This is a genomic window from Archangium sp. (assembly GCF_057119385.1).
Genome location: NZ_DBNGVP010000120.1, coordinates 15612 through 41966 on the forward strand (window position 1 = coordinate 15612; position 26355 = coordinate 41966).

Genomic DNA, 26355 nt, shown 5'->3' on the forward strand with positions numbered 1-26355 from the left:
CCCACATGGTCACGGTGGTCTTCCCGAGTGGCCGCAAGCAGGTGGTGCGCTATCAACTCGACGAGACGCACGCGCACTTCACCTCCACTGTGCTCGGAACGGTCCTCGCACGGAACTTCGGCGTAGAGGAACTCGCGAAACGGGCCCTCCAACGCAACAGACGGGTGGAACTCGCCGGATTCAGGCTTGGGACGGATGACCGCCTCGAAGCATGGTGCAGTCTGCCGCTGGCAACACTCAGCCCGACCGAGGCACGTTTTGCTATCCGGACGCTCGCCTATGAAGCGCACATGCTCGCGGAGGAACTCCAACGGGAAGTCTCGGGCTGACGAGACATGTCGATTTTTCTCGAACGTTTCGACCGGGATTATGTCGGTTTCGTCGTAAGGACAGAGGCATTACTTCGTCCTCTGCCGGCCCGAACAGCTCGGGACGGGATGAACCGACAGCCGTGAACACTGTGGATGGTGGAAGTCTCACATGCGCCAGAACCGCCAGCCAGGCACCGGGCAGTTCGCCTCGCACCGCACGCCAGGGCTGGTGCTTTCGCTCTGCTCGGACGCATCGCCCCTCCTTGCCCGGGAGGGGCGGCCGGGGCTCAGAGGTTGACCGGGGCGTACTCGAAGGTGGGGGCGGCGAACAGGTCCGTGTCGGGAATGGGCGTCGAGACCAGGCTGGCCGCCACCAGCTTCAATTCGTACATGAGGCCGATCGCGGGCCGGAGCCGGGTGTCGGATTTGCTCTGGGGGTCGGCCTCGCTGTTGAAGGCCTTGTGCAGGGCCCGCAGCAGGCTGGTGTAGCCGTAATTGAACTGCTCGGCGAGGTAGCGCGCCCTGCTGCCCGCCGGGTAGTCCACCGTCTTGGCATTGGCATACAGGTTCCAGATACCGGCGGGGTTGAGCTCCACCGGAGCACCGGAATAGGACCAGCCGGTGGGCTCGGACGGGTCGGCCACCAGCATGCGCCCGTAGACGATCTGCGCCAGACGGTAGAAGTGGGCCAGCCCCTTGTCGGGCTCCCTGGGGGACTGGGTCGTGCCCTCGCCCTGCTCCACGATGAGGTTCAACCCCCTCCGGGCGTCTTCCAGGTTCCGGATGGGGAAGAGCTGGTCGGCGGGGAACCAGGTGTTGTCCACCACCTGCCGCCCCGGCTTGCCCGTGAGGAGCTTCTGCCCCTCGGCCTCGAGCTCCTCCATCTTCTGGATGATGGCCGCGTAGAACTCGCCGATGGTGGCGAACTCCGGCTGCGGCTGCTCCTCCCGCCGCAGGGCGTCGAACATGGCCAGCTTCGGCTGCTTCACGGGGAAGTTGAGCTTCGTCTCCGGCTCCTCGATGACCATGAAGGTGTTGAAGACGAGGCCTCGTGTCAGCTTCTCCAGTCCCACCGTCAGCCCCTCGTGGATGCCCATGGGCAGGGGGCCCGGGAACACCGGGATGAAGCCCGGTTTGTCGATCTGCGGAGAACCCCCGATGGCGTTGAGCACATTGGCGGCGATCACCATGTGCAACATCTCCTGGATGACCACGGTCAGGAGAATCTGGGAGGCCGCGGCGTTGTAGCCCGGTTTGATGGAGTAGAGCGCCGTCAGGTACGCGGGAATCGTGGCGTGCTCCAGCTCGATGGCCGCCTGGAGTTGAGCGCGCAGCCCCTGGACGTCACGCGTCTCTTGAATCTGGTCGACTACTTCGCGCCGGATCTTGAGCATGGGTCTTCCTCTTTCGGACGTGTCGTCAGTGGTGGGTCACTTCTTGCGCTCGGTGCTGCCCAGGGCGCGGTTGAAGCCCTTGGCGAAATGCGTCTTGCTGCTGGAGGTGTCCACGGTGTCGGCGGTGGTGGCGGCCCGAGTCTCCGGAGCCGCCGGGGAGGGCGCCGCCGCGGTGCGCGCCGGAGGCACTACGCCCAGGGGGTGCTCCTCCTGCTGCGACAGCTGCTTCAGCCACTGGATGATCATCCGCTGCTTCGGCTTGGACAGATCCCTCGTCACCGGCATGTAGTTGGGGTTGTGGATGTCCAGGGAGAAGGCGAGCTCGAGCAGGTTGGCGTGCCGCTTCACGGACTCCAGGTCGGACAGCTTCACCAACCGGTTGCTCATGATGGGATAGAGGTTGCCGTATTGGACGAAGATGGGCTGGATGTGCTTCTCCCAGGTGGGCCGGGCCGGTGCCTTGAAGGCATCCCGCACGTGCAGCACGATGTAGTCGTAGGGCGAGCGCGCCGTGTTGCCCTGGCCGGGGAGCCGGTAGTCGATGAGGTAGATCTGCCCGTCGATGTACTTGCGCGGGTTCTTGGGGTCGCTCGTGGTGATGCGGATCTCGACCTTGCCGTCCTTCTTCGAGGTCTGGGGCGGCTCGGGCAGTTGCACCGCCTCCATCGGTACGCCGATGTCCGGGATGGGCGCCTTGGGGGCATTGGGATCACCAGGCGAGCCGCCGCCCTGATTGGGAATCCTGCCCAGCTGCGCCAGTTGGATTGTGGCCTTGTGCGGGGCGCCGTACCGGGTGGCGTAGATGGTCACCCGGGTCTCGCCCGCGCCGTCGATGCGGTGCACCGCCGGCTCCGCGCACGTGAACAGCCCGTCGGCGCTCTCGCGGATGGCGACCACGCCGTGACCCAGGTCGAGCCCCGTGTTGCCCGGGTTGGGGGTGGCATTGACCACCAGCGCCAGCGGTAGCTCCCTGGCCCGTTCCAGCTGCTCGGGCGTGAGCGTGGCGGCGAAGACACCTCCGCTGGTGTGCAGCCAGCGCGGGTCCCGGTAGGGAATCTCGGCCACCACGTCGAACGTCTTGGGAGTGACCGGGGTGTTCTCCTGGATGGCCGCGTCGCGCAGGATGCCCACGCTCAAGCGGCCCATGTCACTGGAGGTGCCGGTGCCGTCGGTGATGGGCAGCGCGTTGGACAGATCCAGGAAGAGCGTGCGGGAGGCGGCGTCCACCTGCCCGCTGAAGTAGGTGATGCCCGTCCAGGAGATGGGCAGGTTGCTGCCGTCGGGCGCGGTGACATTGCTCGCGGGCGTGAAGCGCCGGCCCAGCACGAAGGACGAGGGCTCTCCTGGCAGGTACGGCCCGAGGGTGCCCACGACGGTTCCGAGCGTGAAGCGCGGGTGGCTCGCCTTGCCCTGGTAGCCGAAGGTCGCCATGCGGATGGAGAGCCGCTTTCCCGTCGTCGCCGCCTGGAGCTGGCGCAGGAAGGGGCTGGAGCGCAGCCCGTCCTTGTCCCACGTCACCTCTTCCAACACGGATTGGAACGAGGACGAGGCGGCCATGTCATTGGCCTGGCCCTGGGTGCGCATGAACCACAGGTCCCGGAAGGCATGGGGCTGGTAGCGGCCGCCGAAGAAGGCGGGCACCTTGCCATCCGTCAGCCGCACCTCCAGTCCCCACGGCGCGGAGGCCAGCTGCCACTGCGGATCGATGTCGACGAGCTTTCCGCTCGTCCGCTCGGTCGAGCCGCCGATCAACATCCCGATGACGGGGTCGCGCTTCGGGTCATCCGTGAAGGAGCCGTCCTCATACCAGACGCCCGTCACCCGGCAGTCCAACAGCCGGAAGGCCCCCGAGCCGGTGGGATTCCACCAGCCGTTCAGGCCGGATTTCGACTGGAACTCCTGGAAGGACGGCTCGAAGGTCGCGTTGTCGAAATGGCGGACGTCGTTGTTGACGGTCGAGACGTCCGCCTGGAAGGTCCCGGAAAACACCAGCCGGACCCTGTGTAGGAAGCTCATGTCTGCTCCTCGGTGAACCCTTGGACGCGCACTGCTTCCCGGGCCGGGTCGCGGTGCGCTGGAAATGTCTTTCAGCTCCACGAACGCGACAGCCCGAGAACATGGCTCGGACAAGGCGTGAAGCTAGAAAGAGGCATTCCGTGCTGTCAAGGATTCACCGGCGAGCGGCTTGCTCACTTCACCAGCGGCACGCCCAGGTCCTGGAGCACCTTGAAGTCGAACACCAGCATCCCGCCCCAGGAGAAGGCGCCGCCGTTGGCGAGATCGAACTGGGCGAAGGGCATCACCGAGAGGATGTCGAGGAAGCCCACGCGGGGCCCCACGCCGAGCTGGAGCGGACGGTTCCCGGCGCCCTCCACGCGCTTGGACCAGAAGAGGTGCGCTCCGGCGCCGAACTTGAAATGCCGGGCCCACGAGCGCGCGTAGGGCGCCCAGTCCATCGGCCGGAAGTCGAGCGCCGCGTAGGGGCCCAGGTGCTCGGCCGCGAAGAGGTTCACCGAATCGCCATACACTCCGGCGGACCAGTACCAGGCGGGCACCTTCAACGCCGTGCCCTTCTCGTCGAAGCGCCACTCGCCGAGCGAGCCCCCGAGGTGCAGCCCGAGCCCCGTCGAGCCGACCCAGCTCCCCTGGTACCGGTACCCCAGGGCCAGCGGGCGGATGAAGAACTGCAACCGGCGGCCGAGCGGGTTGGGATCCTTCCACTCCGAGTGGGCTGTCTTCTCGGGGCACGGGGCCTGCTCGCCGCGCTCGTCCCGGGGATTGGGCAGACGGCAGGTGTCGCACTCGTCCCCCACGCCATCGTCATCCGCGTCCGCGTGCTCGCCGTTCTTCGCCGGGACGAGCGGGCAGAGGTCGCACGCGTCTCCCGCTCCATCCCCGTCGCTGTCCTCCTGGCCGGGGTTCACCTCGAGTGGGCAGTTGTCCGCGCACGCCTCCATCTGCCCGGGATGGCACGCGGGTGCCTCCGTCTGGCCTGGAGGCAGGTCCGGGACACCATCCCCGTCACTGTCGGCGGCGGCCGGTGGAGTCTGCGCGGCGGCCGGAGCCAGCGCGAGCAGGAGGATGGCGGTCAGGGTGAGCGGAGCGGAGCGCATCAGAGGCAGAGTCCGAAGACGTTGGCGTCACCGCACAGCAGCGAGTGCTCGGCGGCGGGAATGCGGCGGATGGTGGCCTCGTCCTGCACCCACGAGGGCAGCCGGTCGCGGGTGAACTGGTCCGGGACGAGCGTGTCGCCCTCCACGGTGATGGCCTCCGCCGTGCTGGGGAAGTGGGGGAGCCGGAACACCGTCTTCAGGTTGTTGCCCTGGACGATGCGGATGAAGTCGAGCTTGCGCAGGGGCTCGAAGTAGCCGGTCGAGGTGGCCCGGTACAGCGCTCGCGCCCGCTCGAGCATTCCCCTGTCGATGTGTTGGGAGAGGTCCTCGGGCGCACCGGGCGCGGGCAGCAGCCCGGCGTTCATCCACGTGGCGTCGAGGAGCAGCTCGGGCCGGTTGGAGTTGTCCCGCGTGACGCTCCAGCGCGGCAGCATCTGGTAGATGGCGGGCCAGGTGCGCACCACCTCCTTCGGGATGGAGCTCTTGAAGAAGGTCCCCTCCAGCAGGGCCACCAGGGCATTCACCGTTCCGAAGAAGGGGACGCCCACGAAACACACGCCCTGGACGAGCCGTGCCATCTCCTCGGCGCCGAGGCGCAGGGCCGCCGCCAGGACGACGAGCCCTCCCTGCGAGTGCGCCACCAGCCGCCAACGGTCACCGCGTGGGGCCTCGGCCTGGAGGAGCTCGGCGAGGCGCTTGCCGCTGTAGCGGATGTCGAGCCGCCAGTCGTAATCGAAGAAGTCCCACTTGGGGAACGCGTGCGCGAAGGGCTCGTAGGCGAGCGTCATGTGCCCGCGGGCGACGAGCGTGTTGCCGAGCGGCTCGAGGGCGTCGGGATCCACCCCGTGCTTGCACCGGAGGAGCTGCGCGGCACCGGCCTGGGTGAGCAGCTCGAAGATGGTGGCGGCCCGTGCTCCCGCGGAGCTCTCGTAGAGCACTCCCCCCGTGCCTGGGATGACCATCTGGCGGCGTGGCATCTGGCTTCCCCCCTGCTGCTCGGGGAAGCCAACACCCAACCCGCGCGGGGGGCCAGTGCCATGCGCCCGCAACGGCCATCACCTGACAGAGCGCGGCCGGGATGTTCAGCGCTCACTCCTTCAATCGGGCGAGGGGGCCCGTGCCGTCATCTCCGAAGCGGCTCACCTCCACGCCCACCGAGTGCAGCAGGGAGATGAACAGGTTGGCGATGGGCTCTCCGCCGTAGCGCACGTGCCGTCCGGGCGTCACCGCGCCCCCGCCGCGCCCCGCGAGCACCACCGGCATGTCCGTGTGCCCGTGCGAGTTGCCGTCCGCCACCTCGCTGCCGAAGTACACCAGGGAGTTGTCCAGCAGCGTCGCATTTCCCTCCTGGACCGACTTCATCCGCTGCAGCAGGTAGCTGAACTGCTCCATCTCCCAGCGGTCGATCTTCGCGAGCGCCGCGTGGTTCTCCGGCTGGTGCTGGTGGTGCGAGTACGTGTGGTGGCCGCTCGTCAGCCCGAGGAAGTCATACACCCGGTCGCTGCGCGCATTGCCGAGCATGAAGGTCGCCACCCGCGTCAGGTCGCACTGGAAGGCGAGCACCATCAGGTCGCACATCACCTTCGTCTTCTCGCGCACGTCCTCCGTCCGCTCGGGCCTGGGGCCCTTCGAGCACGTGGGGCCCTGCTGGTCGAGCGCCGCCACGCGCAGCTCCAGCTCGCGCACGCTGGTGAAGTACTCGTCCAGCTTGCGCCGGTCCCTCGTCCCCAGCCGCTGCTGGAGTGCCCGCGCGTCCTCGTTCACGAAGTCCAGGATGCTCTGCTCGTAGGCCTTGCGCTTCTCGATTTGCGCCCGCGTCGCGTCCGGGTCGAAGCCCGAGAAGAGCCGGTCGAACACGGCCCGCGGGTTCGTCTCCTTGGCGCGGGGGCTGGTGGGCCCCGCCCAGGAGATGTTGCGCGCGTAGGCGCAGCTGAAGTGGGCGTCGCAGGCGCCCGTTCCGTCGCCTCCGTCGTTGCCCAGCTCCAGCGAGGGCAGGCGCGTGTACGGCCGCAGGGCCCTGGCGGCGAGCTGATCCATGGAGACGCCCGCGCGGATGCCGTCCTGGCTGTCCGTCTTGACCACCTTCACGCAGGAGAGGAAGGCGCCCGTGCCCGCCGCGTGGTGGCCGAACTCGTCCGGCCGTCCCGGCTCGTGTGACAGGCCGGAGAGCACCAGCACGTCGTTCTTCACCGGCGCCAGCGGTTGCAGCGTGGGGGACAGCGTCCAGTTGCGCCCGCTCCCGCCCGGCGTGAAGTTCGGCATGAAGAGGCCGCAGGGCACGTAGAAGACGGCCAGCCGGCGCGGGGTGGCTCCGGGTTGCGCCGCCCGGGCCACGGGAGGCTCCATCTGCTCCAGCACGGGCAGGGCCATCAGCGCCCCCAGGCCCCGCAGGAGCGTCCGCCGTGACAGCTTGGGGTTCTTCATCGTGAGCCCTCCTCGTTCGTGCCCTCCGCCTCCCCGCGGCGGTGGGTGAAGGCCTCGCTCTGGATGAGGGAGAGGATGAGATCCGACAGCTTGCTCCCGTGCGCTCCGGCCTTGCTCGCGACGTCCTCCAGCGTGCAGGCGTCCGCGCTCGTGGGCCCGCGCCCCAGCCCGTAGGCGAGCAGGTGCCGGGCGATGCAGTGCTCCAGCTCCGGGTCCGACTCGAGGAGGGCGCGCAGCTCCACCCCATCCTTGAAGTGGAGGCCTCCGGGCAGCTCGCCGCTCGGGTCCACGGGGGCGCCGCTCACTTCTTCCTTCTGCCGCCACGCGCCCACCGGGTTGAAGTTCTCCAGCCCGTAGCCGATGGGGTCCATCATGCTGTGGCAGCCCGAGCACGACGGGTCGCTGCTGTGCTGGGCCATGCGCTGCTTGATGCCCATGCGCGGGTCCACCGGCGGCGGCAGGCCCTCCACGTTGGGCGGAGGAGGCGGTGGGGCCTTGCACAGGAGTTGCTCGAGCACCCAGAGGCCGCGCTTCACCGGAGAGGTGCGGTCCGGGTGCGAGGTGACGGCGAGGATGGAGCCCTGTCCCAGCAGGCCCGCGCGCTCCGGGTGCTCGGAGAGGCTCACCCGCGTCATCTGGCGGGTGCCCGGAGGGGGCAGGCTGTAGTGCCGGGCGAGCCGGTCGTCCACGTAGGTGAAGTCCGCGTCCAGCAGGTTTCGCACCGGGTGCTCACCGAGGAGGAACTCGCGGAAGACGAGCCGCGTCTCCTGGCGCATGGCCTCGCGCAGCGAGTCGTCGAAGGGGTAGAGGAGCGGGTCCGGGTGGAACGAGTCGAGCGCGCGCGTGTACAGCCATTGCCCGGCGAAGTTGTCCACCAGGGCCTCGGCCTTCGGGTCCGCGAGCATGCGGTGCACCTGGCGCTCCAGCTCGCCGGGGTCGTGCAGCGTCCCCGCGTCCGCCGCGGCCAGGAGGGCCTCGTCCGGCAGGGTGCTCCACAGGAAGTAGGAGAGGCGGCTGGCGAGCTCGTGGTCGTTGAGCGGGTGTGGCGCCGGGGAGGCCGGGTCCGGGTCCAGCTCGACGCGGTAGAGGAAGTGCGGAGAGAGGAGCACCGCGCGCAGGGCCAGCTTCATGCCCGCGTCGAAGCCATCGCCCCGCGCACGGGCGAGCGGGAGGAAGGCGAGGAGCCGGTCCACCTCGGCCGGGGTGACGGGCCGGCGCCAGGCGCGGCGGGCGAAGCGCTCCAGGATGAGGCGCGCGCAGGGCCGCGGGTCCGCCGGGTCGGGCGAGCAGGTACGCATCCGGGGCCAGGCGGCCTCCACGAGCTTCTCCGCCGCGGCCGAGTACTTCTCCATCAGCAGCGGCCCCAGGCTGAGCACGTCCGCGTTGTTGTCGAAGCCGTAGCCGTGGTCGTCGGCGGGGAAGTCACGCGCCGGGCGGGTGGTGTCTCCCAGCAGGTCGCGGACGGTGTTGTCGTACTCGGCGCGGTTGAGCCGGTGCAGCGTGACGCGGCCGGGATCCCTCGGGCCCTGGCAGGCCGGATTGCCGGACTCGGGGGGCTCCGTCTGGGGTTGCGTGGGGGGTAATACCTTCGCTTTCGGCAGCTCGTTGCTCGGGCAGCCGGCGAGCAGGAGCACACAGGCCGAGCCCGCCAGCACCTTCCGCCAGCCGTGTGGAGACTGCTTGGACACGTCGGACCTCCTCAATCGGGAAGGTCCTGAGCAATTTCCTCACCAGCCCCTCCATTCGTGCTGGAGGGATGGGGGGGTGTCGGAAACTCATCGGGGCCGTGGGTAGGACATGGGACGACGAGGGAAGCGGCGTGTCCCACGTGGCCGCCGCGCGCGTCACCGTGGGGCGCGTGCGTTCACGGCTCGCGGCATGATGGGCTCCTCGAAAGGAGAGGACATGCCGCACCGTTTCGTACGCCGTTGGGGAGGGCTGCTCGTGGGCTGCTGGCTGCTTGGGGCCTGTGCGAGCACGCACGGCCGTGGAGCCCCGAGTCAGTATGCGCTCGATTCACTGCGGGCCAGTTGCCTGAAGAACCCGCTCTACTGCGCCACCGTGAGTGGACGGGAGGTGGCCACCGGGCCGGTGCAGACGGTGGGGGCGGCCGTGGCGTCCGCCGCTGCGGTGGGCCACGCGCTGACTCCCGAGATGAAGACCTCCCTCAAGGAGGAGATGGAGAAGTGCGCGGACAAGGCGCGCACGGAGGTGTTGTCGCGCCTCAAGGGGACCTTCGCGGGGTTGGTTCCCAAGGCGGCCGAGTGCAGGGCCATGACGGTGGATGCACAGGGCCGGAGTGTGACGTGGGCCATCCGATTGGGACTGGAGATGCACGAGGTGGCCCTGGCATGCGCACAGGCGAAGCTGGGTGAGCTGCGCCTGAAGTTCAGCCTCAAGCCGCGCTACCGGTTCAACCAGGAGACGAAGGAGAAGTCCCTCATCACCCCCGAGGAGAAAGCGGAGTTGCTGCGGCAGGGGGGTGAGCAATTGAAGGGGACGCTGGAGCCGGATGTAGTCATCCACACGGGGGACCCGCTCCTGGTGCTGGTTGTCTACGACTTCAAGTTCCGCTGTGTGGGCTTCGAGAAGGAGCCCGAGTGGAGGAGATACCCCGAGGGACACCGTTACGCAGGTCAACTCCAGGGCGATATATACCGGGACGCATTTGGACCCGAGGTCCACCTGATTGGTCCTCGGAAAGGAATGTTCTGGTGAGCGAGCGTTACCCGACAATCCGCCTCCGCACGAAATCCAGAGGCTATTGGATACACGAGGGCTTGCGGCTGGACTTCTACATGCGTCGGCCGCACACGCAGATGGCTCGGGCGGTGATGCGCTCGATGGACACCTATCTGAACGCTGTGGGCGCGGAGCATTTCGCCTTCTACGTGGACGATGAGGGCGATTGCCAGGAGCTCGATGCGGAGGGCTGGGCGTTCATCCGGCGCCATCTGCTGGAAGATCCCTGGCCTCGCGTCATCCTGATGGAAGGCTGTACGGTGGGGCCGGAGCAGTACCGCTTCGAGTACCAGGGCAGGCGGATTGACGATCCCAAGTGGCGAGGCTCGGACAAGTACGCGTGCGCGGCCTCGTTCTGGCTGCCCACGGAGTACCTGGAGGAGCACGGCCCAGAGTGCGTGCGCGCGCTGGCGCTGGACCTGGCGGCCCCCTTGCCCTTCTGTTCCGGCAACGGAGGCCTGGCCTTCCTGGGCCCGAATGACGCCGTGGGTGTGACAGAGGAGATTCGCGAGCGGTGCTTCCGCTACCCGGGCATGGACATCCCCGCTGTGGAGTCCTTCTCGTACAACATCGGCACGCGGGTGCGCGGCCCCTCGTGGCTGACCTTCCTGGGCCAGCCGGTGTTGGGCGAGCTGGGCGGCGTGGAGGCCCTGCGTGCGCGGCTGCACTCGCCGGGAACCACGGTGCAGGACCTGGACGGAGGACGGGCGGTGGTGACGCTCGGAGAATGGCCGGATTCGGGTGACACCGAGCAGGGCCGCACGTTGCCCGCCTACCGTGAGCTGGCGCGCGTGCTGGAGCCCTGGCACTACGAAGGGCCCGAGTACGACAAGGACTTCACTCCAGAAGAGCGGCGCCGCTGGGAGCGCCGGTTCCTCGACTGACCTCCGCTCCGCCCTCAGCGCGCCAACTGGACGAGGAAGGTGCTGGCGCCCGGCGCGGGGCTCAGCGGGCCGGTGCCGAAGTCCACCGGCGCCCGGAAGGTGCCCACGAGGGCGCTCTCTCCCTGGCGCGACACGGACAGGTCCACCGGCAGCGCCTGGGCGGACGGGTACGTGTGGCTCCACTGCAGCTGCCCCGTGGGGCGATGGAGCCGCAGCGCGTAGACGTTGGTCGCGCCCGGATAGCCCTCCAGCGTGCCCAGGCCCAGGCCGAAGTCCTCGCCTCCCGTGTAGCGGCCGGCCACCACCACGCCCGAGCCCTGATCCATCTCCACCAGGCCCCACGTGCTGCCCAGCAGCGAGCCCCAGCGCGCGGCTCCCTCCCGGTCATACGCGAGCGCGAAGCCCCGGCTCGTGGGCGCGTCGAGCTCCCGGCCCCCGAAGACGAGCTTCCCCGTGAAATAGCCAGACACCACCACCAGGCCCCCGTGGGCCGCCACGCTCATGGCCACGCCCGTGACGCCCTCGAGCGGCCGCGTCCAGGACGGCGTGCCCTCGGCGGACACCCGCGACAGGGAGGGCACCAGGAGCGGGGAGGGCGGGACGAAGCGGCCGCCGGCCAGGTACAGGTCTCCCGCGTCATCCTGCGCGAGGTCCATGGACACGCCGCGCGCGGAGTCGACGTACACCCAGCGCAGCGTGCCCTGGGCGTCGTACTGGACGAGGTAGGGATTGCTGGCGCCGGTGACGGGGCCGTGGCCGAAGTCCACCCGGCCCGTCAGGGTGCCCCCAGTGGTGATGTGGCCCCGCGTGTTGACGGCCAGCTCCGTGGCGGGGGTGGGCAGGGGGCGGGACCACATCGGTGCTCCGTTCCCATCCATCCGCGCCAGGAAGGCCCCGGGTGGCAGCACGCGTCCGCCGAGCTCCAGCCCTCCGCTCTGCACGCCCGTGAGGAGCACCGTGTCATAGGGCTCGACGGCGAGGGCCAGTCCCCGCACGAATGGGGTGCCCGTGCCCGCGGGCGCGGTGAGCAGCCGCGTCCACAACAGCTTGCCCTGCAGCGAGTATTTGGAGAGCACCAGGGCGGAGGCGCCCGCGGACAGGCCCCCTCCGGAGTCCACGGGGGTGCGGTGGTTGCCCAGGGTGAGGACGTTGCCCCGCGAGTCGTGGACGGCGGCCACGGGCGCGTCCGTCTCCGCCGCGCTGTGCACCGTGTGCACCCACTGCGTCTCGCCTCCGACGGCCCGGCGCGGGTGCTCCTGGCCCTCGGGGTCCTCCGTCCTCCACCCCTCGCCGGCTCCGCAGCCCGCGAGCACGGCCATCGTCAGCAAGAGGATGGATCGCGGGTCGGCTCGCTTCAGGGTTCCGGCCATGACTGCCTCCTGCCGGTCTTCGCCGGCGCTCTCGGGCCAAGGTGGGGGTTGCCCGCCCAGGTCTCAACGGTGAGGACGGCCGAGCGTTCGAGCCTCTTGTCCAAGAGGACATCTCGCCCGTCTGGCCTTCAACAACCCTGGCCGCCACACCGCTTCCAGTTTTCGAGAAGCCGCGCGCCGTGCCGTCGCGCCATGTATGGGTTGCGGAGCGCCGGTGATGAAATGGCGGGAGCCGCGGGGCGCGGGAGGTGCCGTGTGACGGATGCCGAGTGTCTGGAATTGCTCCGGTGGGCCGCGTTGCACTTGCAACTGCGCTACGAGGGCTTCCGCCGCGTGCGCGGGCAGGTGTGCAAGCGCGTGGGCCGGCGGATGAAGGCGCTGGGGGTGCCGGGGCTCGCCGCCTACCTCGCGCGGCTGGAGGCGGACCCGGCCGAGCGGGCCGTGCTGGATGCGCTGTGCCGCGTCACCATCTCGCGCTTCTACCGGGACCCGGGCGTCTTCGAGGCGCTGCGGGAACCGTTGCTGCCCCGGATATTGGAGGCCGCACGGTCCCGGGGCGAGTCCGTCTTCCGGGTGTGGAGCGCGGGGTGTGCCTCGGGGGAGGAGCCGTACACGGTGGCCGTCCTCTTCCGGCTGGGGTTGCGGCCGCGCTTCCCGGACTTCCGCCTGGAGCTGGTGGCCACGGACGCGGACGCCTCGCTGCTGGAGCGGGCCCGCCGGGGTTGCTACCGGCGCGCCACGCTGCGCGAGCTGCCCTCCGGGTGGGTGGAGCAGGCCTTCACCTCCGAGGGCGGGGAGCTGTGTCTGCGGCCCGAGTACCGCGAGGGGCTGGAGTTCCGTTGCCAGGACCTGCGCCAGGGCATGCCCGAGGGCCCCTTCCACCTGGTGCTGTGCCGCAACGTGGCCTTCACCTACTTCGCCCGGCCCGTGCAGCGCGAGGTGCTGGCGCGGCTGGTGGAGCGGCTGGTGCCCGGCGGGGTGCTCGCGATTGGCGCCCACGAGTCCCTTCCCGAGGAGGCCCAGGGCCTCGTGCGCGCCGCGGGGGCGCTGCCCCTCTTCCACCCCACCGGCCCGCGCCCTTGACGCGTCCCGACTTGATGGAAGTGAACAAATCCGTTAATCGCGAGAGTCTCTCATTTTCTGCGGATCCGGTAAGCCCCGGTGCGGGAAGGATGCGAGCCTCATGCGTAAAGTGTTGGGAGCAGTCGCGGCGGTGATGCTGTTGGGCTGTGGTGGCGGCACGCGCCCGGAGGAGCCGGCGCAGGCGGCGGACGGCCTGGAGCTGAAGCAGGAGTCGGGTGGGGTGACCGGCCGCTTCACGCAGGCGGGCACCGAGGCCCTCTTCTCCGCGAAGCAGGTGGAGGAGGGCGTGTACCGGATTGAAGTGCGGCAGAACGGCATGACGCTGACGGGCCTGGTGGACACGGTGAATGGCGTGTCGGACCTGGACGGCTTTGGCGCGGAGACGGGCCAGGACACGCAGATGCTGGACGGGGACCGCGAGGTGCTGTCGGGCCTGTACGCGGCGCTCAACGCGCAGCTGCCCACGGGTGACGCGGCGGCGCCCGAGGCCATGTCCCTGCGGCGCGCGGTGAGCCTCTGGTCCCAGCACCCCACCACGGTGGAGCTGCAGCGCACGGTGATGGGCGAGCAGGGCCGTGGCTACACCATGCTGTGCAGCTACGCGAAGTGCAACGGCACCTGGACGGGCAGCTGCGGCGGTTACTACAACTGGTACTCGTACGCGAAGCACGACTGCCAGCACGGCGGCTTCGACTACACGGGCAACCAGCAGATCGCCCAGCTCGGTGACCACTTCTCGTGCAGCGGCGACGAGTACTACATGAGCGGTGGCTCGTGGGTGTGCGGCGAGCCGGACCACTGGAGCCGCCCGAAGGTGATTGGCATCTGCTTCGGCCGCTGCGGTGGTGGCTGCGGTGGCGACACCCAGTACACGCTGGACGCGACCAACCACGACGGCTGCGTGCGCAACGGCCACGCGCTGGCGAGCGCCTACTGCGACGACCAGTTCGCCTCGGCCAGCGACGACGAGCTGTTCGCGCCGAACTGCTACTGATGATGCGCCAGGTGAACGAGAGGGCGGTGCTGGGCGCCGTGTTGCTGGGCCTGGTGGCCGCTCTCGGTTGTCACTCGGAGTCCCGGAAGACCGAGGCCGCGCGGGCCACGGTGCAGCGCTTCTTCGAGGCGCTGCCCTCGAGGGACTGCGCGGTGCTCGGCCCCCTGCTGAGCGGCAAGGCGGGCGAGGACTGCCGCCAGACGGTGGACGAGATGAACGAGCACGGCCTCTCGCTGGTGGAGGTGCTGGACGCCCGGGTGGACGGACGGGACTCGAACGCGGTGGTGGTGCGGGCGCGGGTGGCGCGGGACGGCCAGGTCCGCGAGCAACCGATGCTGCTGCGCGTGGAGAAGCACCCGGAGGGCTGGAAGCTGAGCCTGTGAGAGAATGGACGAGCGATGAACAACCGGTCCCGTTTCCTTCTACCTCTCGGCGCGGCCCTGCTGTTGGGGGCCGCGGTGGTGGTGCACTTCCTGTTGAGCGGGCCGGTGGCCTCGGCCCCGGCCGGGACGTCGCCTGCTCCGACGGGGTCTCCCGCCGCCGGGTCCACGGCCGTGTCCACGCCTGGGGCGGTGCGGACGCAGCGGGCCGGGCCGGCGAAGTCCGAGCCGGACGTGGTGGCGTCGGAGGGGCGGAGCGCGACGGTGGTGCCGCTGGGTCCTGGGGATGTTGTGCCGGAGCCGGAGGTGGAGAACGCGCCGCCGCAGCGGAACGACCCGATCGAGCCGGAGAAGCCGCAGACGGCGGAGTGGAAGCACGGGAAGCTGGTGCGCATCTCGGAGCTGATGGCGCGGAACGTGGAGCGGCTGGAGGAGGAGAGGGCGGCGGCGGAGGCGAACGGGGACAAGGAGGAGGCGAAGCGTCTGGCGGTGCAGCTGTCGCGTCATCGGGCGAGGCTGGAGATGCTGAACAAGCAGACGGCGGCGCTGGCGGGGCAGGCGAGCCAGGAGCGCGCGGCGCAGTAAGCCGAGCATGAAGCCGTGAGCCGCGAGTGATGCGGAGCGCGGCGAGTGAAGCCGTGAGCACCGCTCCGGACACATCCCCTCTCCCTTCGGGAGAGGGACGGGGTGAGGGTATCGGATGAACCCGGGTTGCGAGCACCCTCTCCCTCTGGGAGAGGGCTGGGGTGAGGGTCTGCGCAGGACCCGAGTGGTTCTGTGCCTCGCGCTGTGGATGCTCGGAGCCTGTGTCCCGACGCCGCCCCCGCCCACGACCCGAGCGGACGCAGTGGTCTCGGGGACCGAGGCCCCGGATGACATGGCGGTGGTGGCACTGTTGGCGAGGCGTGCGCGCTGTACGGGAGAACCACTCACACTGCTGTGCACGGGAGCGCTGATCGCGCCAGACGTGGTGCTGACGGCGGCGCACTGCCTGGAGATCTTCGGGACGGACGGAGCCTACGAGGTCTTCCTCGGGGCGAAGCTGCTGCCCGAGCCCGAGCCGGGAGGCCGCTTCGTCCGGGTCGGGCAGGCGGTACGCCACCCGGGCTACGAGCGAACGAGCCACGCCAACGACGCGGCGCTGCTGCGCCTGGCGAAGCCCGTGGACGAATCCCCGCTCCTCCTGCCCGAGCCCGGGACGTCTCCGTTGGAGCCGGGCCAGTCCGCGCGGGTGGTGGGCTTTGGAGACACGAAGAACGCGAGTGCCCCCGCGGGCCAGCGCCGCCAGGGAACACTGCTCCTGACGAAGGTCGAGGCGGGCGGCTTCCGAGCGGGGCCCGCGCCGTCCATGAGCTGCGTGGGAGACAGCGGAGGGCCGGTGCTGGTGCGAGACGCGGAGGGGCGCGAGCGCCTCGTGGGCGTCACCGCGAGTGGAGACGTGGCCTGCCGCGAGGAGGCCTTCAACGTCCGGGTGGACGCGCTGCTCGAGGACTTCATCCAACCCTTTCTCGCGAGGCACCCGGAGCCGTGGGGACCGGAACTACCCCTCGAGTCCCTCTGTGCCGCCACCTGTACGAGCTCCGAGGAGTGCCCTGCGGGGCTCGCGTGCGAGACGGTGGCGGAGGGAGGAGCGGCGCGCTGCCTGCAGCCTGCGTTGCAGGAGGGCAACTACGGCGCCGTCTGTGCCGGGGATGCGCAATGCGGAGCGGGCAGCATCTGCGCGCGCCTGGAGCCGGAGGGCGAGGATGCGTGCCGCTGCTTCACGCCGTGTGCTCCGGCACCGCTCCCCGAGGAGGCGAGCGGTTGCACGGGAGCGCCGGGCGCGAGCCCCTGGCCCTGGGGGCTGAGTGCGTGGCTGCTGCTCGCCACGCGCTCGCGCCGGGGAGGCCCGTCAGGAGGGGCCGGGGGCTCAGCCGCCGTGGAGGGGCAGGCGCTTGCGCGGGCCGCCGCTGTGGGTGATGTCCATTTCGCTCGGGGCCTTCTTGCGGCCCTGCACGGGCGAGCCGCGCTTGGCGCGCGTCTCCTGGCGCTGCTTGGCCTCGTTGCGGGGATTCTTCGGACGCTCCTCGCGGCGGTAGGCGGCGGCGGACTCGGTGGCGACCGTCTTGCGGTGCGGGCCGTGGCGGTACTGGGCGGCGGCCTCGTCCGGAATCGTCCGGCGGCGCGAGGTGGTGCTGCCCGTCTCGGGCAGGGGCAGCTTGAGGCTCTGGGCCGTCTTGCCCTCGCCGGGCGGACGGCGCCGGCTGACGGAGCGCTCGGTCGTCTTCGTGCGGCCGACGATGCCACCGCTCTTCTTGAGGGCGTGGGCGCTCTTGCCGGCGGGGACGTCACCGATGTCCGAGGCCTTCACCGTCAGGGTGGTGCCCTTGGCCTTGGCGCGTCTGGCACGTGACTGCTGGGTCTTCTCTGGCATGGGTTCTCCCCCCACATGGAGGTAGGGATGGCCGGCCGAACGGCCAGGGGAGGCCGGTCCATCACTGGGGTGTCTGGGTTGTCGGTGGATGCGAGAGCGCTACAGGGCGTTCCCGCGCTTCGTCTTGCGCCGGGTGACGGTCCTCTTGCCGGGCCGCACTTCGGTGGTGGCGGGTCCGAGCCCCACCGGCTCCGTCATGGCGGGGCCGGGGGTGGCCTTGCGCAGCAGCTTCTGCCGGCGAAGGGCCGCGGCCTGGTCGCGCGGCACCGTCTTCTTGCCCCGGCTGACGCCTGGGGCCTGCCGGTTGGGCAACGACTCGTCGACGCTCGTCACCCGCCTCTTGTTCTTGACGCCTGCTTCCCGGGTCCTGACTGCCATAGAGTGGCCTCCTGCATCGGAGGTAAGGACGCCCGGGCGGGTTTTCCATCCCCCCGCTGGCTTCTGCCCATGACGGGCGCCCGCTGGCTCAGCGCCCCATCTCGGCCGCGGCCCGCGGGCAGTCCTTCACGATGGCCTGGGCCTGCGCGTCCCCGTCCTCCGCCTCGCTCAGCGCGCGCGACACCGAGGTGGAGCACTTGAAGGCCGAGGGCGGCGTCTTCGCGTTGCAGCATTTCCACCCGTCCAGCTTCTTCAGGTAGCCGAGCGCCTCGCGCTTCGTGGGCATCACCGCGAACCACACCGAGGCGAACACCATCACCAGCCAGAAGCCCTGCCAGCCCAGGCCGCGCTGCCACTTCTTGGAGAACGGGGGCACGGCCTCCGGCTGCACCTTCTGGAGGCGATCGCCGTAGCGCCGCTGCACGAAGGGCGAGATGACCAGGTCCACCGGGACGAGCACGGCCCGCACGAGGCCGCGCACCGGGCCCGGCGCGCTCCCATCCGTCACCAGCCGCAGGCCCAGGACGCCTCGCCACAGCGTCCACCCGCTCAGCCCACCCGCCAGCGACATGACGAGCCACGTCACCACGCCCGCCACCACGAGCGCCCGGGGCGTCCGGTCCACGTCCAGCGCCCGCAGCGCCCCCCAACCCAGCAACGCCGAGGTGGCCAGGTCCAGAAGGTCCGCGAACCACAGCCGCCACAGGTAGTGGGTGTCGGCCGGTTCGAACTCCGAGGAGAACAGCGCGTCGCTCATTCGCACCCAGCATAGTCCGCGAATCGCGCCCGTCTCGGATTTGTTGCGCGCAGGGGCTCACCCGCCGTCGCGCTCGAACCGCCATGGTGCTCTCCCTCCTCCGCAAGGAGAGGAATGGGCCCGGCGGACGGCACCGTCATCTCAGCGGGGCGCGGATCAGGGCGCTGATCGGCCGCTCGCGGGACGGGAGGGAGACTCGGGAAGGGGCTCAGGAAAGGGGCTCAGGAAGTGCGGCGCGTGCCCTTCGAGAGCTCGTCGATGGAGAACAGCAGACCCTCGCGGGGCGCGGGAGCCGCGGCCGGGCGGGCGGCGGAGCGCTTGGACCTGGTGGGCTTCTCGTTGGCCGTCTCCACCAGGGTGGCCTTCACGGCGCGGCCCGAGAGGTTGGGCAGGGCCTTGAGGGGCGGCAGGTGCACCTTGCGGCAGTTGCGGCACCAGGACTGGGGCCGGCGCTCGCCGCGGATGATGCGCGTGCCGAAGTCCTGCTCGGTGGGGCCGATGTGGCCGCAGCGGGGGCAGCGCGACAGCGCCGTCTTGCCCACCTCCTTCGCCAGCTGCCGCCCGTGCTCCACCACCAGCGCCAGCGCCGCGACGAACCCCAGCTTCTTGGGCGGCGCCGCCGGCTTGCGAGCCCGCTTCTTCCGCCCGCTTCCGCTCTGGACAGGCATCAGGTCCGCCCCGTCGAGAAGGTTGCCCTGCTCAAGGACTCGCAACGCGCCGTTGGTGGTCGAGTGGCTCACGGCTCTACTCATACTAGGGGGGTCTGACACGGCCTGCTGATCGGCCAGGTCGCCCGGCCGCTCCCCTGCCTCCCGGCCCTCCCCGAGCCAGTCCGTCCCCTCTGCCCGGGTCCCCGGAAGCTCCTTCCTGATCGGCCGCTCTCGCCAGCCCCCCACCCGTGCCCACCTTCCAGGAAACGACACTCCAGAGGAGAGCGACATGGCCGATACGCCCACCGGCGGACCCATGAGCCGCAGTGAGAAGCGACACGAATCCCACCTCGGCCGCAGCTATGCCGCCTTCATCAAGCACCTGGCCGAGGTCGGCAAGTTGGAGGCGGGGGTGGTGGAATGTGCGGCGGTGTCGGTCATCAACGCGTTGCTGCACCGCATCCAGCCGGAGGAGGCGAGGGACCTGGAGGCGCAGCTGCCGCGCAAGCTGCTGGAGTTCCTGCCCAGGGAGGATGGGCAGAAGCCGGCGCGGAAGTATGGCCGGACGCGGGACGACTTCCTGCGGGTGGTGGCGGAGGACCTGAGCAAGGACGTCTCCGAGGTGGAGACGATCGTCCGCGCCGTGTTCCTGGGCCTGCGCGAGCACATCTCGGAGGGCGAGGCCCACGACGTGGAGAGCAACCTGCCGCCGGATCTGCAGGACCTCTGGCGGCGCACGCAGTAGCGAAGGGCACCTGCCGGCCGCGCGGCGGACCAACGGGTCCGACCATCAGACCCGTTGCTCCCGGTCGCGGCCGGACCCTCAGGGCGTGCCCGTGTCGCCTCCCGCGGAGGTGGCCGGGGGGAAGACGGGCGTGCCGCCCGGCGTGGTCGGGTCGTGCGGGAGGCTGCCGCGCGGGCTGCGCAGGTAGACGAAGGGCGTGGCGAAGAGGAAGTTGCTCACCCGCGACGTGTAGATGTCCGCGTAGCGCTCCACCTGGCGCGCCAGGTGGCTCTTGTCGTTGCCCGCCCGCGTCAGCAGACCCCAGATGGGGTTGGACAGCTCGCTGGCGGCGCGCGCCATGGGACCCAGCTCCGCGTCGAGCGCCTCCAGTTGCAGGCGCAGCTCGGCGGCGCGCGCGTGGAGCTGCTCGTCCGGGGGCGAGGGCTCGCGCGGGCCGTAGCCCATCCGCCGCCGCTGCAACTCCAGCCGCACCTGGCAGGCCTCGGCCTCCATCCGCTCCTTGTGCTGCATGCGCTCGGCGAGCCGCGCCTCGGTGGCCCGGAAGGCGCTGATGGCGCGGATCTCATCCTCGAGCTCGCGGATGACGAGCGCGGTGCGCCAGCGCAGCACGTTCTTGGTGACGTGCACGTCGCCGAACATGTGGTCGCCCACATAGAGGATCTCATCCCCGCTCATGCCCAGCGAGCGCTCCACCTCCGTGGCGCTGCCGCCGAAGTACGGCACTCCCGGCTTGAGCGGCCCCGAGTGCGGGCGCAGCAGCCCCTCCTGTCCCTGCGCCGTCACCACCTCGAAGAGCGAGGAGCGCGTGGTGAAGAACTCGGGCTTGCGCGCGCTGACGATGACCACGTCGAACAGCTCGCGCCACGTCATCCCCCTGAGGAACGGATCGAACGCCGCGTGCATCATGGGCAGCGTGTAGGCCCACTCGCTGTTGGTGATGAGCAGCAGCTTCTTGCCCGCGTTCTTCTGGTCGAGCAGCGCCAGGGCCGTGTCCGGCTCGGCCAGCACGTAGCGGCCCGGGTCGGCGATGATCTCCGCCTTGAGCGCGCCCTCCATGTGCGTGGCATCCAGGCTGCGGCGCACGTGCTCGTAGACGTCCGTGTAGCCCATGGGGCCGGGGAGCTTGCCGGCATCCAGCAGGTCCACCACCTGGCAGTACAGACACGCCTCGGAAAGTGAGAACAAGGTATTGAGAAAAACCCAGCGCCGCTCGGACAGGTCGATGATGGTGCGGGCGTACTCGTTGCGCTGGGCCTCGAAGTCCATGGGCCGGGTGCCGTGCAGCGCCTTCTTCACGAAGCCGAAGCGGTTGGCCTTGAGGAGGTTGCCCTTCTCGGTGTCGATGATGAGGCCGCGCATGGCCAGCATCGGATCGAACGTGAGGTGGCCCACGGGCCAGCCTTGCGCCACGAGCCGATCGCGCATGTGCTCGTAGGCCCTTTGTTCCCACGCCTCCACTTTGTAATGGATGAGCGTGTAATCCATGTCATAGCCGATGGCTTTGATGGCCCTCATGTTGAGGGTGCGATTACAGAAGAGCCCGCGCTCGGGTGGGGGGGCTGTCAGGTTCCCGGTCATATGCCTACGTTCGTGCCCTGGCCGGTGCCAAAAGTCGATACTTCTGGCGGTGTGGGCGTTGGTGGAGGGCGGGGAGCTGGCCAGGACCCGCCGCTCAGTGAGGGGAGTCGAACATGCGGGGTCTGCCTGGGCTCGCGGTGCTGGTGGTGGCGTTGGTGGCGGGGGGGGCGGGGGCCGAGGACGGGTGGGAGCAGGTCGCCGACGGCGAGGTGACCATCCGGGTCCGCGAACGGGCGGACATTCCCGGCTGCCGGGAAGTCTGGGCGGAAGGCGTGATGGATGCCGGGGTGCAGGACGTCCAGTCGGTGCTCCGGGACCATGAGAGCTTCCGGCAGTGGATGCCCTATGTGACGGAGTCGCGGGTGCTGTCGACGGGGCCCGAGGGAACGCGCGTCACGTACACGAAGCTGGAGCTGCCCGTCATCTCCAACCGGGACTACGTGGTGCGCGTGGTGGACGAGCAGCTGCTGGAGGAGGATGGGACGGGCACGTTCCGCCAGACGTGGGCCGCGGACAACCAGGCGCTGCCGGAACAGAAGGGCGTGGTGCGGCTGCGGCGCAACGAGGGCAGCTGGGTCATCACCCCGCGCGGCGAGGGCAAGGCGCACTTCGTCTACCGCTTCACGGTGGAGACCGGGGGCTCCATCCCCGGCTTCCTGGCGGGGTTCGGCCAGAAGGACGCGGTGATGGACACGGTGCACGCGGTGGAGAAGCGGGCGCGCAAGCTGGCCTCGGCGCGTGTCGCGGCGAGTCAGACGGCGACGGGCGGCACGGGCGGCTCTCCCCGGCCCTTGTAGGGAATCAGGACGTCGGACTCAGGACAGAGGCGCCTCAGGACAGCCCCACCCCGAGCAGCACGAGGGTGAGGGTGCCGGCCACGCCCAGCGTCCAGCCGATGGCGTGCAGCTTGCGGGGAGAGGGCAGGGCCACGCACAGGCCGAGCGCCACGAGGCCCACGGGCAGCAACGCCAGGACGCGCAGGGGGGGGAGCCCGGAGGCGAGCGCCCAGAGGACCGCGGTGGCGAGGACGGCGGCCACCAGGGCCGAGCCCGTGCACCGCAGCCGCTCGCGGTGCGCGTGGGGCCGGTGGCTGGCGATGACGGTGCGCACGGCCAGGGTGGCCAGCCCGAAGGACAGTCCGTAGGTGCCCCAGAGCGTCAGCGCGGTGGAGGCGGGCAGGCCTCCGGCCATGGCGACGGGCACCGCCCAGGCGCTGAGCGCGAGCGCGGCGAGCACCTCGCCCGAGAGGGTGCGCTCCTGCCGGTTCCAGGCGAGCAGGAGCACCTCGCCGCCGAGGATGAGGGGCAGCATGAGGTAGGGCCGGGCCTCGGCGGGCAGGGACAGGGCGCCGAGCACGAAGGCCAGTGCACCGAAGGCTCCCACCAGCAGACCCCACGTCCGGGCGCGGGCTCCCTCCCGCTCGCCGCGGCGCGCGCCCCGGTGGCCGAGCAGCAACAGCAACGGCTCATGGGCGAGCAGGCAGGCGAGCGCGGCCCCGGACAGCCAGAGGGCGCCCGCGGGCGCGCCGGAGACGAAGAGGGCGGTGGCCAGGGGCAGGCCGAGCTGGAACCAGACACCGTGCTCACGGGGGAGGAGTCCCTGGAGGAGCGAGCCCGGGGTGGGGTGGGTGGAGAGAGAAGCCATCGCGTGTCCTCGATCGGGCGGGGAGCCGGGTGAAGTCGCCCACACCCGGAGCAAGGTGTGTTCCAGCGGGCGATCGGGAGGAGTGGGGAGCCCGCCTGCGCAAGGGGTGCACAGGAAGTGATTGGGGCCGCAAAGCTTGCGCGCGGAATCCGGGTTTGCGGGGACGGCGGCGGGAGGCACGGTTCCTGAAACGGGCAGGAACCACTGGCCGCCAGGTCGCTGGGGTGTGCCCGAGAAGTGGGGAAGCGCCATGGACACGTTGATGGACGAGGCACGGACCGCGTTGATGCAGCGACGGAGCAGCCTGCGAGGTCTGCTGCGGCTCAACCTGACAGAGGCCGTTGGGCAGCGGAGCGGGCGGGAGCCGGACCCGGTGGACGAGGCGGGCGAGGAGAGCGCGGAGGAGGTCCGGGCGCGGCTGTCGGAGCGGGAGGAGCGGGAGCTGAGGGACATCGACGACGCGCTGGTGCGCATCGAGCAGGGCCGGTTCGGGCACTGCGCGCGTTGCGGCGGGGCCATTGGCCGGCACCGGCTGCGGGCCGTCCCCGAGGCGCGGCACTGCATGGCGTGCAGCGAGCAGGTGGGCCGCTGAGCTCCGGCCCCGCTCGTCGCCGTCAGGGAGTCGTGGGCACTGTCGCCGTGGGAGCGGCGCCGGACATCCGGAAGCTCCGGGCATGACGTCAAACGCGGGCCGGGCTCCTTCGTTGGAAAGGCAGCGGACGCCATCTCCGGAGTCACCCCGGACGAGATGACCGCGCAAGTGGGTTTTCGCTTGCCTCGAAGGGCACTCGCCACGTAGGTTGTCCCAGTGCGCCCTGGAGCCTGGTTCCTCCTGTCCGTCCTGCTCTCCCTGCCGGCCACGGCCTCCACGCGGGCGGGAGGGCCAGTGCTCCAGCGGCGCACACTCGTCGTCCCCTCGCGGCCCGGGCAGGTGCCTCCGCCGGAGCTGTACGTGGCGGCTGGCGTGCCCACGCTCGTGTTGTTCGATGCACCGCCTCGGCCCGAGGACCCGGTGCTCGTGCGGGAGGAGGGGCGCATCCAGCTCGGCCGCATGGGGGATGGCTCGGTGCTGCTCGTGCCCACCGGGGACCTCGCCCCGGGCGAGCGGGTGCTCTTCACCGTGGCCACGCCAGCCGGCGCCGAGCCCCTGCGCTTCGTGCTCGTCACCCGGCCCGGCACGGTGGACGTGCGGGTGCGCGTGGTGCACGCCCAGGCTTCCGCCGATGAGGAGGGCGTGGAGCTCGTGGCCCGGAGCCTGCTCGACGCGCCGGACGCGCGCCCCGCGCTCGCCATTCCCCAGCAGGGGGTGCAGTACGAATCACGGGAATCGCGCGGACAGGTCTCCTCCGTGCTCTGGCTGGGGCGGCGCTTCTTCGTCACCGTGTCCGTGCGTGGCCGCCAGAAGGGTGCTCCCCCCTGGCGGCTGGTGCAGGCGCGGCTGCGGGTGACGCTCCCGGACGGTGTCCTGCTGGAGTGGCCCGCGCGGCTGCTCTCGGGGGCGGCGGGCCCGAAGCCCCAACGTCACATCGTGACCGGCCAGCTTCCGGACGGTGCCTCGGAGGTGGAGCTGGCGCTGGATGGCGAGGACGCGCCCGGGCCCTTCCGTCCGCTGGTCCAGCAAGAGGAGTCATCGCGGCCATGAGCACACCCCTGCACCCCCACCAGCTGCGCGAGGGCGAGATGGTCCGGGACTTCCGGATCGTCCGCTGGCTGGGCGCCGGGGGCTTCTCCTTCGCCTTCCTGGTGGAGCGCGGGGGCCAGCAGTACTTCATGAAGGTGGCGGCCCGGCCCGTGTCACGCAAGGACGCGGACCGGGTGGATGACTGGATGCGCCGCGAGGTGACCTCGCTGGAGCTGCTGCATCACACCCACCTGCTGCCGGTGCTCGAGTGGGGCCGGTGGCCCGAGGTGGAGACGGGCTACGGCTACTTCGTCACGCCCTATGTCCAGGGCAGCACGTTCCATGTCTGGCGTTGGCGTGAGCGTGCCTCGCTCTATCGGGCGGTGGGCCTGACGTGCGAGTACCTGGAGGCCCTGGAGACGCTGCATGTCCGCGGGGTGTGCCACCGCGATATCAAGGCGGACAACCTCCTGGTGCGCCAGGAGGATGGCAAGCCCTTCCTCATCGACTTCGGCTCGGTGCACCTGCCGTGGGCCCGCGCGCTCACGGAGGGGTTGGCACCGGGCACGCTCTACTGCCAGCCTCCCGAGGCCGTGGTCTTCCTGGTGTCCGAGGCGTTTGAGCCCGGCTCCCGTCTGGAGGCCCGGCCCGCGGCGGACCTGTATGCGGTGGGCCTGTTGCTCTACGAGACGCTCACCAACTGCCGTCCCTTCAGCACCCGGCTGTCGCTGGAGCAGCTGCTGATCGCCATCGGCACCGCGATGCCTCCGGATCCCCGGACGTTCGATCCCGGGCTCCCCGCGGGCCTGTGCACGCTCGTCATGCGGCTGCTGGCGAAGAATCCCGGGGAGCGCCCCGCGAGCGCCTGGGCCGTGCGCGAGGAGCTGCTGCGGATGCGGGACGAGGAGGGGCACACCGCCGTGTGGCAGGCTCCGGCCAGACTGCCCTCGGAGTGCCCGTGGGCGCACGAGGTGCCCGCGGGGATGGAGCTGCTGAGCGAGGTGGAGGAGGTGGCACCCGCACCCGAGCCGGCTGCCGTCGAGCCGGCTCCCGTCGAGCCGGCTCCCGTCGAGCCCGCTTCCGGCGCGGGCTCGCCATCCGGGGGGACGAGACGGCGCCGGGTGCTCAGCACTCTGGCGCTGCTGGTGGGGCTGCTCGGGGTAGGGTGGATGCTCTGGCGCGGGGTGCATTCCGCCCCGGCGCCCTCCGAGAAAGGAACGCACTCCGTGCCCTCCACTTTCCCCTCCGAGACTTCCAGTGACTCCTCCCCGGCGTGGGCGTCCTCGCGCGTGTGCCGGATGCTCGGGCTGCTGGGCCTGTCCGCCACGCAGCTCGCCGGGTGCGCCACCGTCCCCGCGCGGCCCGACCCCATCGGCTACCTGGAGCGGTGTCCTCCCGAGGCCCGTGCCACCCCCGTGCGGTTGGGCATCGAGCCCGATGAGCAGCCCTCCTTCCTGGAGACGGGGACTCCGGCCTCGGAACGCACCATCGAGGACGGTGGCGCGCTCAACCTCAAGCCGGGTCCCGTCACCGCCAGCATGCTCGGCTTGGTGGATGGCAAGGAGGTGTGGTTCAAGATCTCCGGCGAGGCGGTGACGCTGCCCCACCGGGTGTACATCCAGTTCGATCGCATCCACCCGCCGGAGGGCGAGCCGTTGCCCATCTGTGGCGTGGCCGTGGATGGCATCCACCAGTACGGCATCCCGACGTACGCGAAGCTGCCCATCGAGGGGAACGATGTGGACCCGGAGATGATCGACAAGAGCCCGGGGAGCGTGGTGCTCAATGATCCACGCTTCGAGACGGTGCTGCGGGGGCCGGAGGGCTACTTCATGCCCCGCATCAACTGGGCGCCGCCGGGCTGGCGCTGAGGC

At 70.4% G+C, this 26355-nt stretch carries 25 protein-coding genes and 1 pseudogene; 13 read left to right on the forward strand and 13 right to left on the reverse strand.

The features are described from left to right. The first annotated feature begins 5 nt into the window (after positions 1–5). Positions 6–329: a hypothetical protein gene (locus tag AC16DP_RS29375; RefSeq protein ID WP_329730570.1), complete on the forward strand. Its 324-nt coding sequence runs from the start codon at positions 6–8 to the stop codon at positions 327–329. A gap of 269 nt (positions 330–598) precedes the next feature. Here AC16DP_RS29375 and AC16DP_RS29380 read toward each other — a convergent pair whose 3' ends face one another. The 6 genes from AC16DP_RS29380 to AC16DP_RS29405 all read right to left on the reverse strand — a co-directional run bounded on the left by AC16DP_RS29380 (position 599) and on the right by AC16DP_RS29405 (position 8930). Next, the gene (locus AC16DP_RS29380) at positions 599–1705 is read right to left on the reverse strand and encodes a ferritin-like domain-containing protein (RefSeq protein ID WP_329730569.1); all 1107 of its coding nucleotides are present in this window, start codon (positions 1703–1705) and stop codon (positions 599–601) included. Positions 1706–1741: 36 nt separating this feature from the next. Continuing rightward, complete coding sequence (locus AC16DP_RS29385) at positions 1742–3721, reverse strand: hypothetical protein (protein WP_329730568.1); 1980 nt, start codon at positions 3719–3721, stop codon at positions 1742–1744. A 173-nt stretch (positions 3722–3894) separates the two neighbouring features. Further along, positions 3895–4818 carry a hypothetical protein gene (locus tag AC16DP_RS29390; RefSeq protein ID WP_329730567.1) on the reverse strand — a complete coding sequence of 308 codons (924 nt, stop codon included), beginning with the start codon at positions 4816–4818 and terminating at the stop codon, positions 3895–3897. Beyond that, entirely contained in the window at positions 4818–5795 is a 978-nt protein-coding gene (locus AC16DP_RS29395) for an esterase/lipase family protein (RefSeq protein ID WP_329730566.1), read from the reverse strand. The genes AC16DP_RS29390 and AC16DP_RS29395 overlap by 1 nt, the downstream gene beginning before the upstream one ends. 112 nt (positions 5796–5907) lie before the next feature. Then, positions 5908–7242 carry a DUF1552 domain-containing protein gene (locus AC16DP_RS29400; protein ID WP_329730565.1) on the reverse strand — a complete coding sequence of 445 codons (1335 nt, stop codon included), beginning with the start codon at positions 7240–7242 and terminating at the stop codon, positions 5908–5910. Next, positions 7239–8930 (reverse strand): DUF1592 domain-containing protein, encoded by a 1692-nt coding sequence (locus AC16DP_RS29405; protein WP_329730564.1) that lies wholly within the window; start codon positions 8928–8930, stop codon positions 7239–7241. Before AC16DP_RS29405 ends, AC16DP_RS29400 begins: the two co-directional genes overlap by 4 nt. A 217-nt stretch (positions 8931–9147) precedes the next feature. On the opposite strand from AC16DP_RS29405, the gene AC16DP_RS29410 reads away from it, so the two are divergent. Both AC16DP_RS29410 and AC16DP_RS29415 read left to right on the forward strand, forming a co-directional pair. Beyond that, the gene (locus AC16DP_RS29410; protein ID WP_329730563.1) at positions 9148–9960 is read left to right on the forward strand and encodes a hypothetical protein; all 813 of its coding nucleotides are present in this window, start codon (positions 9148–9150) and stop codon (positions 9958–9960) included. Between the two features lie 80 nt (positions 9961–10040). Then, positions 10041–10868, forward strand: coding sequence for a type VI immunity family protein (locus AC16DP_RS29415; protein ID WP_329730562.1), 828 nt, complete (start codon positions 10041–10043; stop codon positions 10866–10868). A gap of 14 nt (positions 10869–10882) precedes the next feature. Here AC16DP_RS29415 and AC16DP_RS29420 read toward each other — a convergent pair whose 3' ends face one another. Beyond that, positions 10883–12238: a hypothetical protein gene (locus tag AC16DP_RS29420; protein WP_329730561.1), complete on the reverse strand. Its 1356-nt coding sequence runs from the start codon at positions 12236–12238 to the stop codon at positions 10883–10885. Between the two features lie 255 nt (positions 12239–12493). Between AC16DP_RS29420 and AC16DP_RS29425 the strand changes: the two genes are divergently transcribed. The 5 genes and pseudogenes from AC16DP_RS29425 to AC16DP_RS29445 form a co-directional block, all read left to right on the forward strand. Further along, positions 12494–13321 (forward strand): CheR family methyltransferase, encoded by an 828-nt coding sequence (locus tag AC16DP_RS29425; protein ID WP_329730560.1) that lies wholly within the window; start codon positions 12494–12496, stop codon positions 13319–13321. 100 nt (positions 13322–13421) lie between these two features. After that, complete coding sequence (locus AC16DP_RS29430) at positions 13422–14315, forward strand: hypothetical protein (RefSeq protein ID WP_329730559.1); 894 nt, start codon at positions 13422–13424, stop codon at positions 14313–14315. Continuing rightward, positions 14315–14698: a hypothetical protein gene (locus AC16DP_RS29435; RefSeq protein ID WP_329730558.1), complete on the forward strand. Its 384-nt coding sequence runs from the start codon at positions 14315–14317 to the stop codon at positions 14696–14698. The genes AC16DP_RS29430 and AC16DP_RS29435 overlap by 1 nt, the downstream gene beginning before the upstream one ends. A gap of 15 nt (positions 14699–14713) precedes the next feature. Further along, positions 14714–15280, forward strand: coding sequence for a hypothetical protein (locus tag AC16DP_RS29440; protein WP_329730557.1), 567 nt, complete (start codon positions 14714–14716; stop codon positions 15278–15280). A 292-nt stretch (positions 15281–15572) separates the two neighbouring features. Continuing rightward, positions 15573–16112 (forward strand): annotated as a pseudogene (locus AC16DP_RS29445) (S1 family peptidase); the annotation flags it as partial. 492 nt (positions 16113–16604) lie between these two features. Here the strand turns inward: AC16DP_RS29445 and AC16DP_RS29450 are convergent. The 4 genes from AC16DP_RS29450 to AC16DP_RS29465 form a co-directional block, all read right to left on the reverse strand. Next, complete coding sequence (locus tag AC16DP_RS29450) at positions 16605–17108, reverse strand: hypothetical protein (RefSeq protein ID WP_329730582.1); 504 nt, start codon at positions 17106–17108, stop codon at positions 16605–16607. A 99-nt stretch (positions 17109–17207) separates the two neighbouring features. Next, positions 17208–17486 (reverse strand): hypothetical protein, encoded by a 279-nt coding sequence (locus tag AC16DP_RS29455; protein WP_329730556.1) that lies wholly within the window; start codon positions 17484–17486, stop codon positions 17208–17210. 88 nt (positions 17487–17574) lie between these two features. Continuing rightward, positions 17575–18243: an RDD family protein gene (locus AC16DP_RS29460; protein ID WP_329730555.1), complete on the reverse strand. Its 669-nt coding sequence runs from the start codon at positions 18241–18243 to the stop codon at positions 17575–17577. Positions 18244–18464: 221 nt separating this feature from the next. After that, positions 18465–18983 carry a hypothetical protein gene (locus AC16DP_RS29465; RefSeq protein WP_329730554.1) on the reverse strand — a complete coding sequence of 173 codons (519 nt, stop codon included), beginning with the start codon at positions 18981–18983 and terminating at the stop codon, positions 18465–18467. 199 nt (positions 18984–19182) lie between these two features. On the opposite strand from AC16DP_RS29465, the gene AC16DP_RS29470 reads away from it, so the two are divergent. Continuing rightward, positions 19183–19638: a DUF2267 domain-containing protein gene (locus tag AC16DP_RS29470; RefSeq protein WP_329730553.1), complete on the forward strand. Its 456-nt coding sequence runs from the start codon at positions 19183–19185 to the stop codon at positions 19636–19638. 78 nt (positions 19639–19716) lie between these two features. Here the strand turns inward: AC16DP_RS29470 and AC16DP_RS29475 are convergent, their stop codons facing one another. Further along, complete coding sequence (locus AC16DP_RS29475; protein WP_329730552.1) at positions 19717–21216, reverse strand: HAD-IG family 5'-nucleotidase; 1500 nt, start codon at positions 21214–21216, stop codon at positions 19717–19719. 113 nt (positions 21217–21329) lie between these two features. Here AC16DP_RS29475 and AC16DP_RS29480 point away from each other — a divergent pair, with 113 nt between their 5' ends. Then, positions 21330–22013 (forward strand): START domain-containing protein, encoded by a 684-nt coding sequence (locus tag AC16DP_RS29480; RefSeq protein ID WP_329730551.1) that lies wholly within the window; start codon positions 21330–21332, stop codon positions 22011–22013. A gap of 34 nt (positions 22014–22047) precedes the next feature. Here AC16DP_RS29480 and AC16DP_RS29485 read toward each other — a convergent pair whose 3' ends face one another. Next, a complete protein-coding gene (locus AC16DP_RS29485; protein ID WP_329730550.1) occupies positions 22048–22860 on the reverse strand; it encodes a YwiC-like family protein in 813 nt (270 codons plus the stop codon). A gap of 250 nt (positions 22861–23110) precedes the next feature. Between AC16DP_RS29485 and AC16DP_RS29490 the strand changes: the two genes are divergently transcribed. The 3 genes from AC16DP_RS29490 to AC16DP_RS29500 all read left to right on the forward strand — a co-directional run bounded on the left by AC16DP_RS29490 (position 23111) and on the right by AC16DP_RS29500 (position 26352). Beyond that, on the forward strand, positions 23111–23452 hold the full coding sequence (locus tag AC16DP_RS29490; protein WP_329730549.1) for a TraR/DksA family transcriptional regulator: 342 nt from the start codon (positions 23111–23113) through the stop codon (positions 23450–23452). A 216-nt stretch (positions 23453–23668) separates the two neighbouring features. Further along, positions 23669–24502, forward strand: a complete 834-nt coding sequence (locus tag AC16DP_RS29495) for a DUF2381 family protein (protein ID WP_329730548.1) — start codon at positions 23669–23671, stop codon at positions 24500–24502. After that, a complete protein-coding gene (locus AC16DP_RS29500) occupies positions 24499–26352 on the forward strand; it encodes a serine/threonine protein kinase (protein WP_329730547.1) in 1854 nt (617 codons plus the stop codon). The genes AC16DP_RS29495 and AC16DP_RS29500 overlap by 4 nt, the downstream gene beginning before the upstream one ends. The last annotated feature ends 3 nt before the right edge of the window (positions 26353–26355 follow it).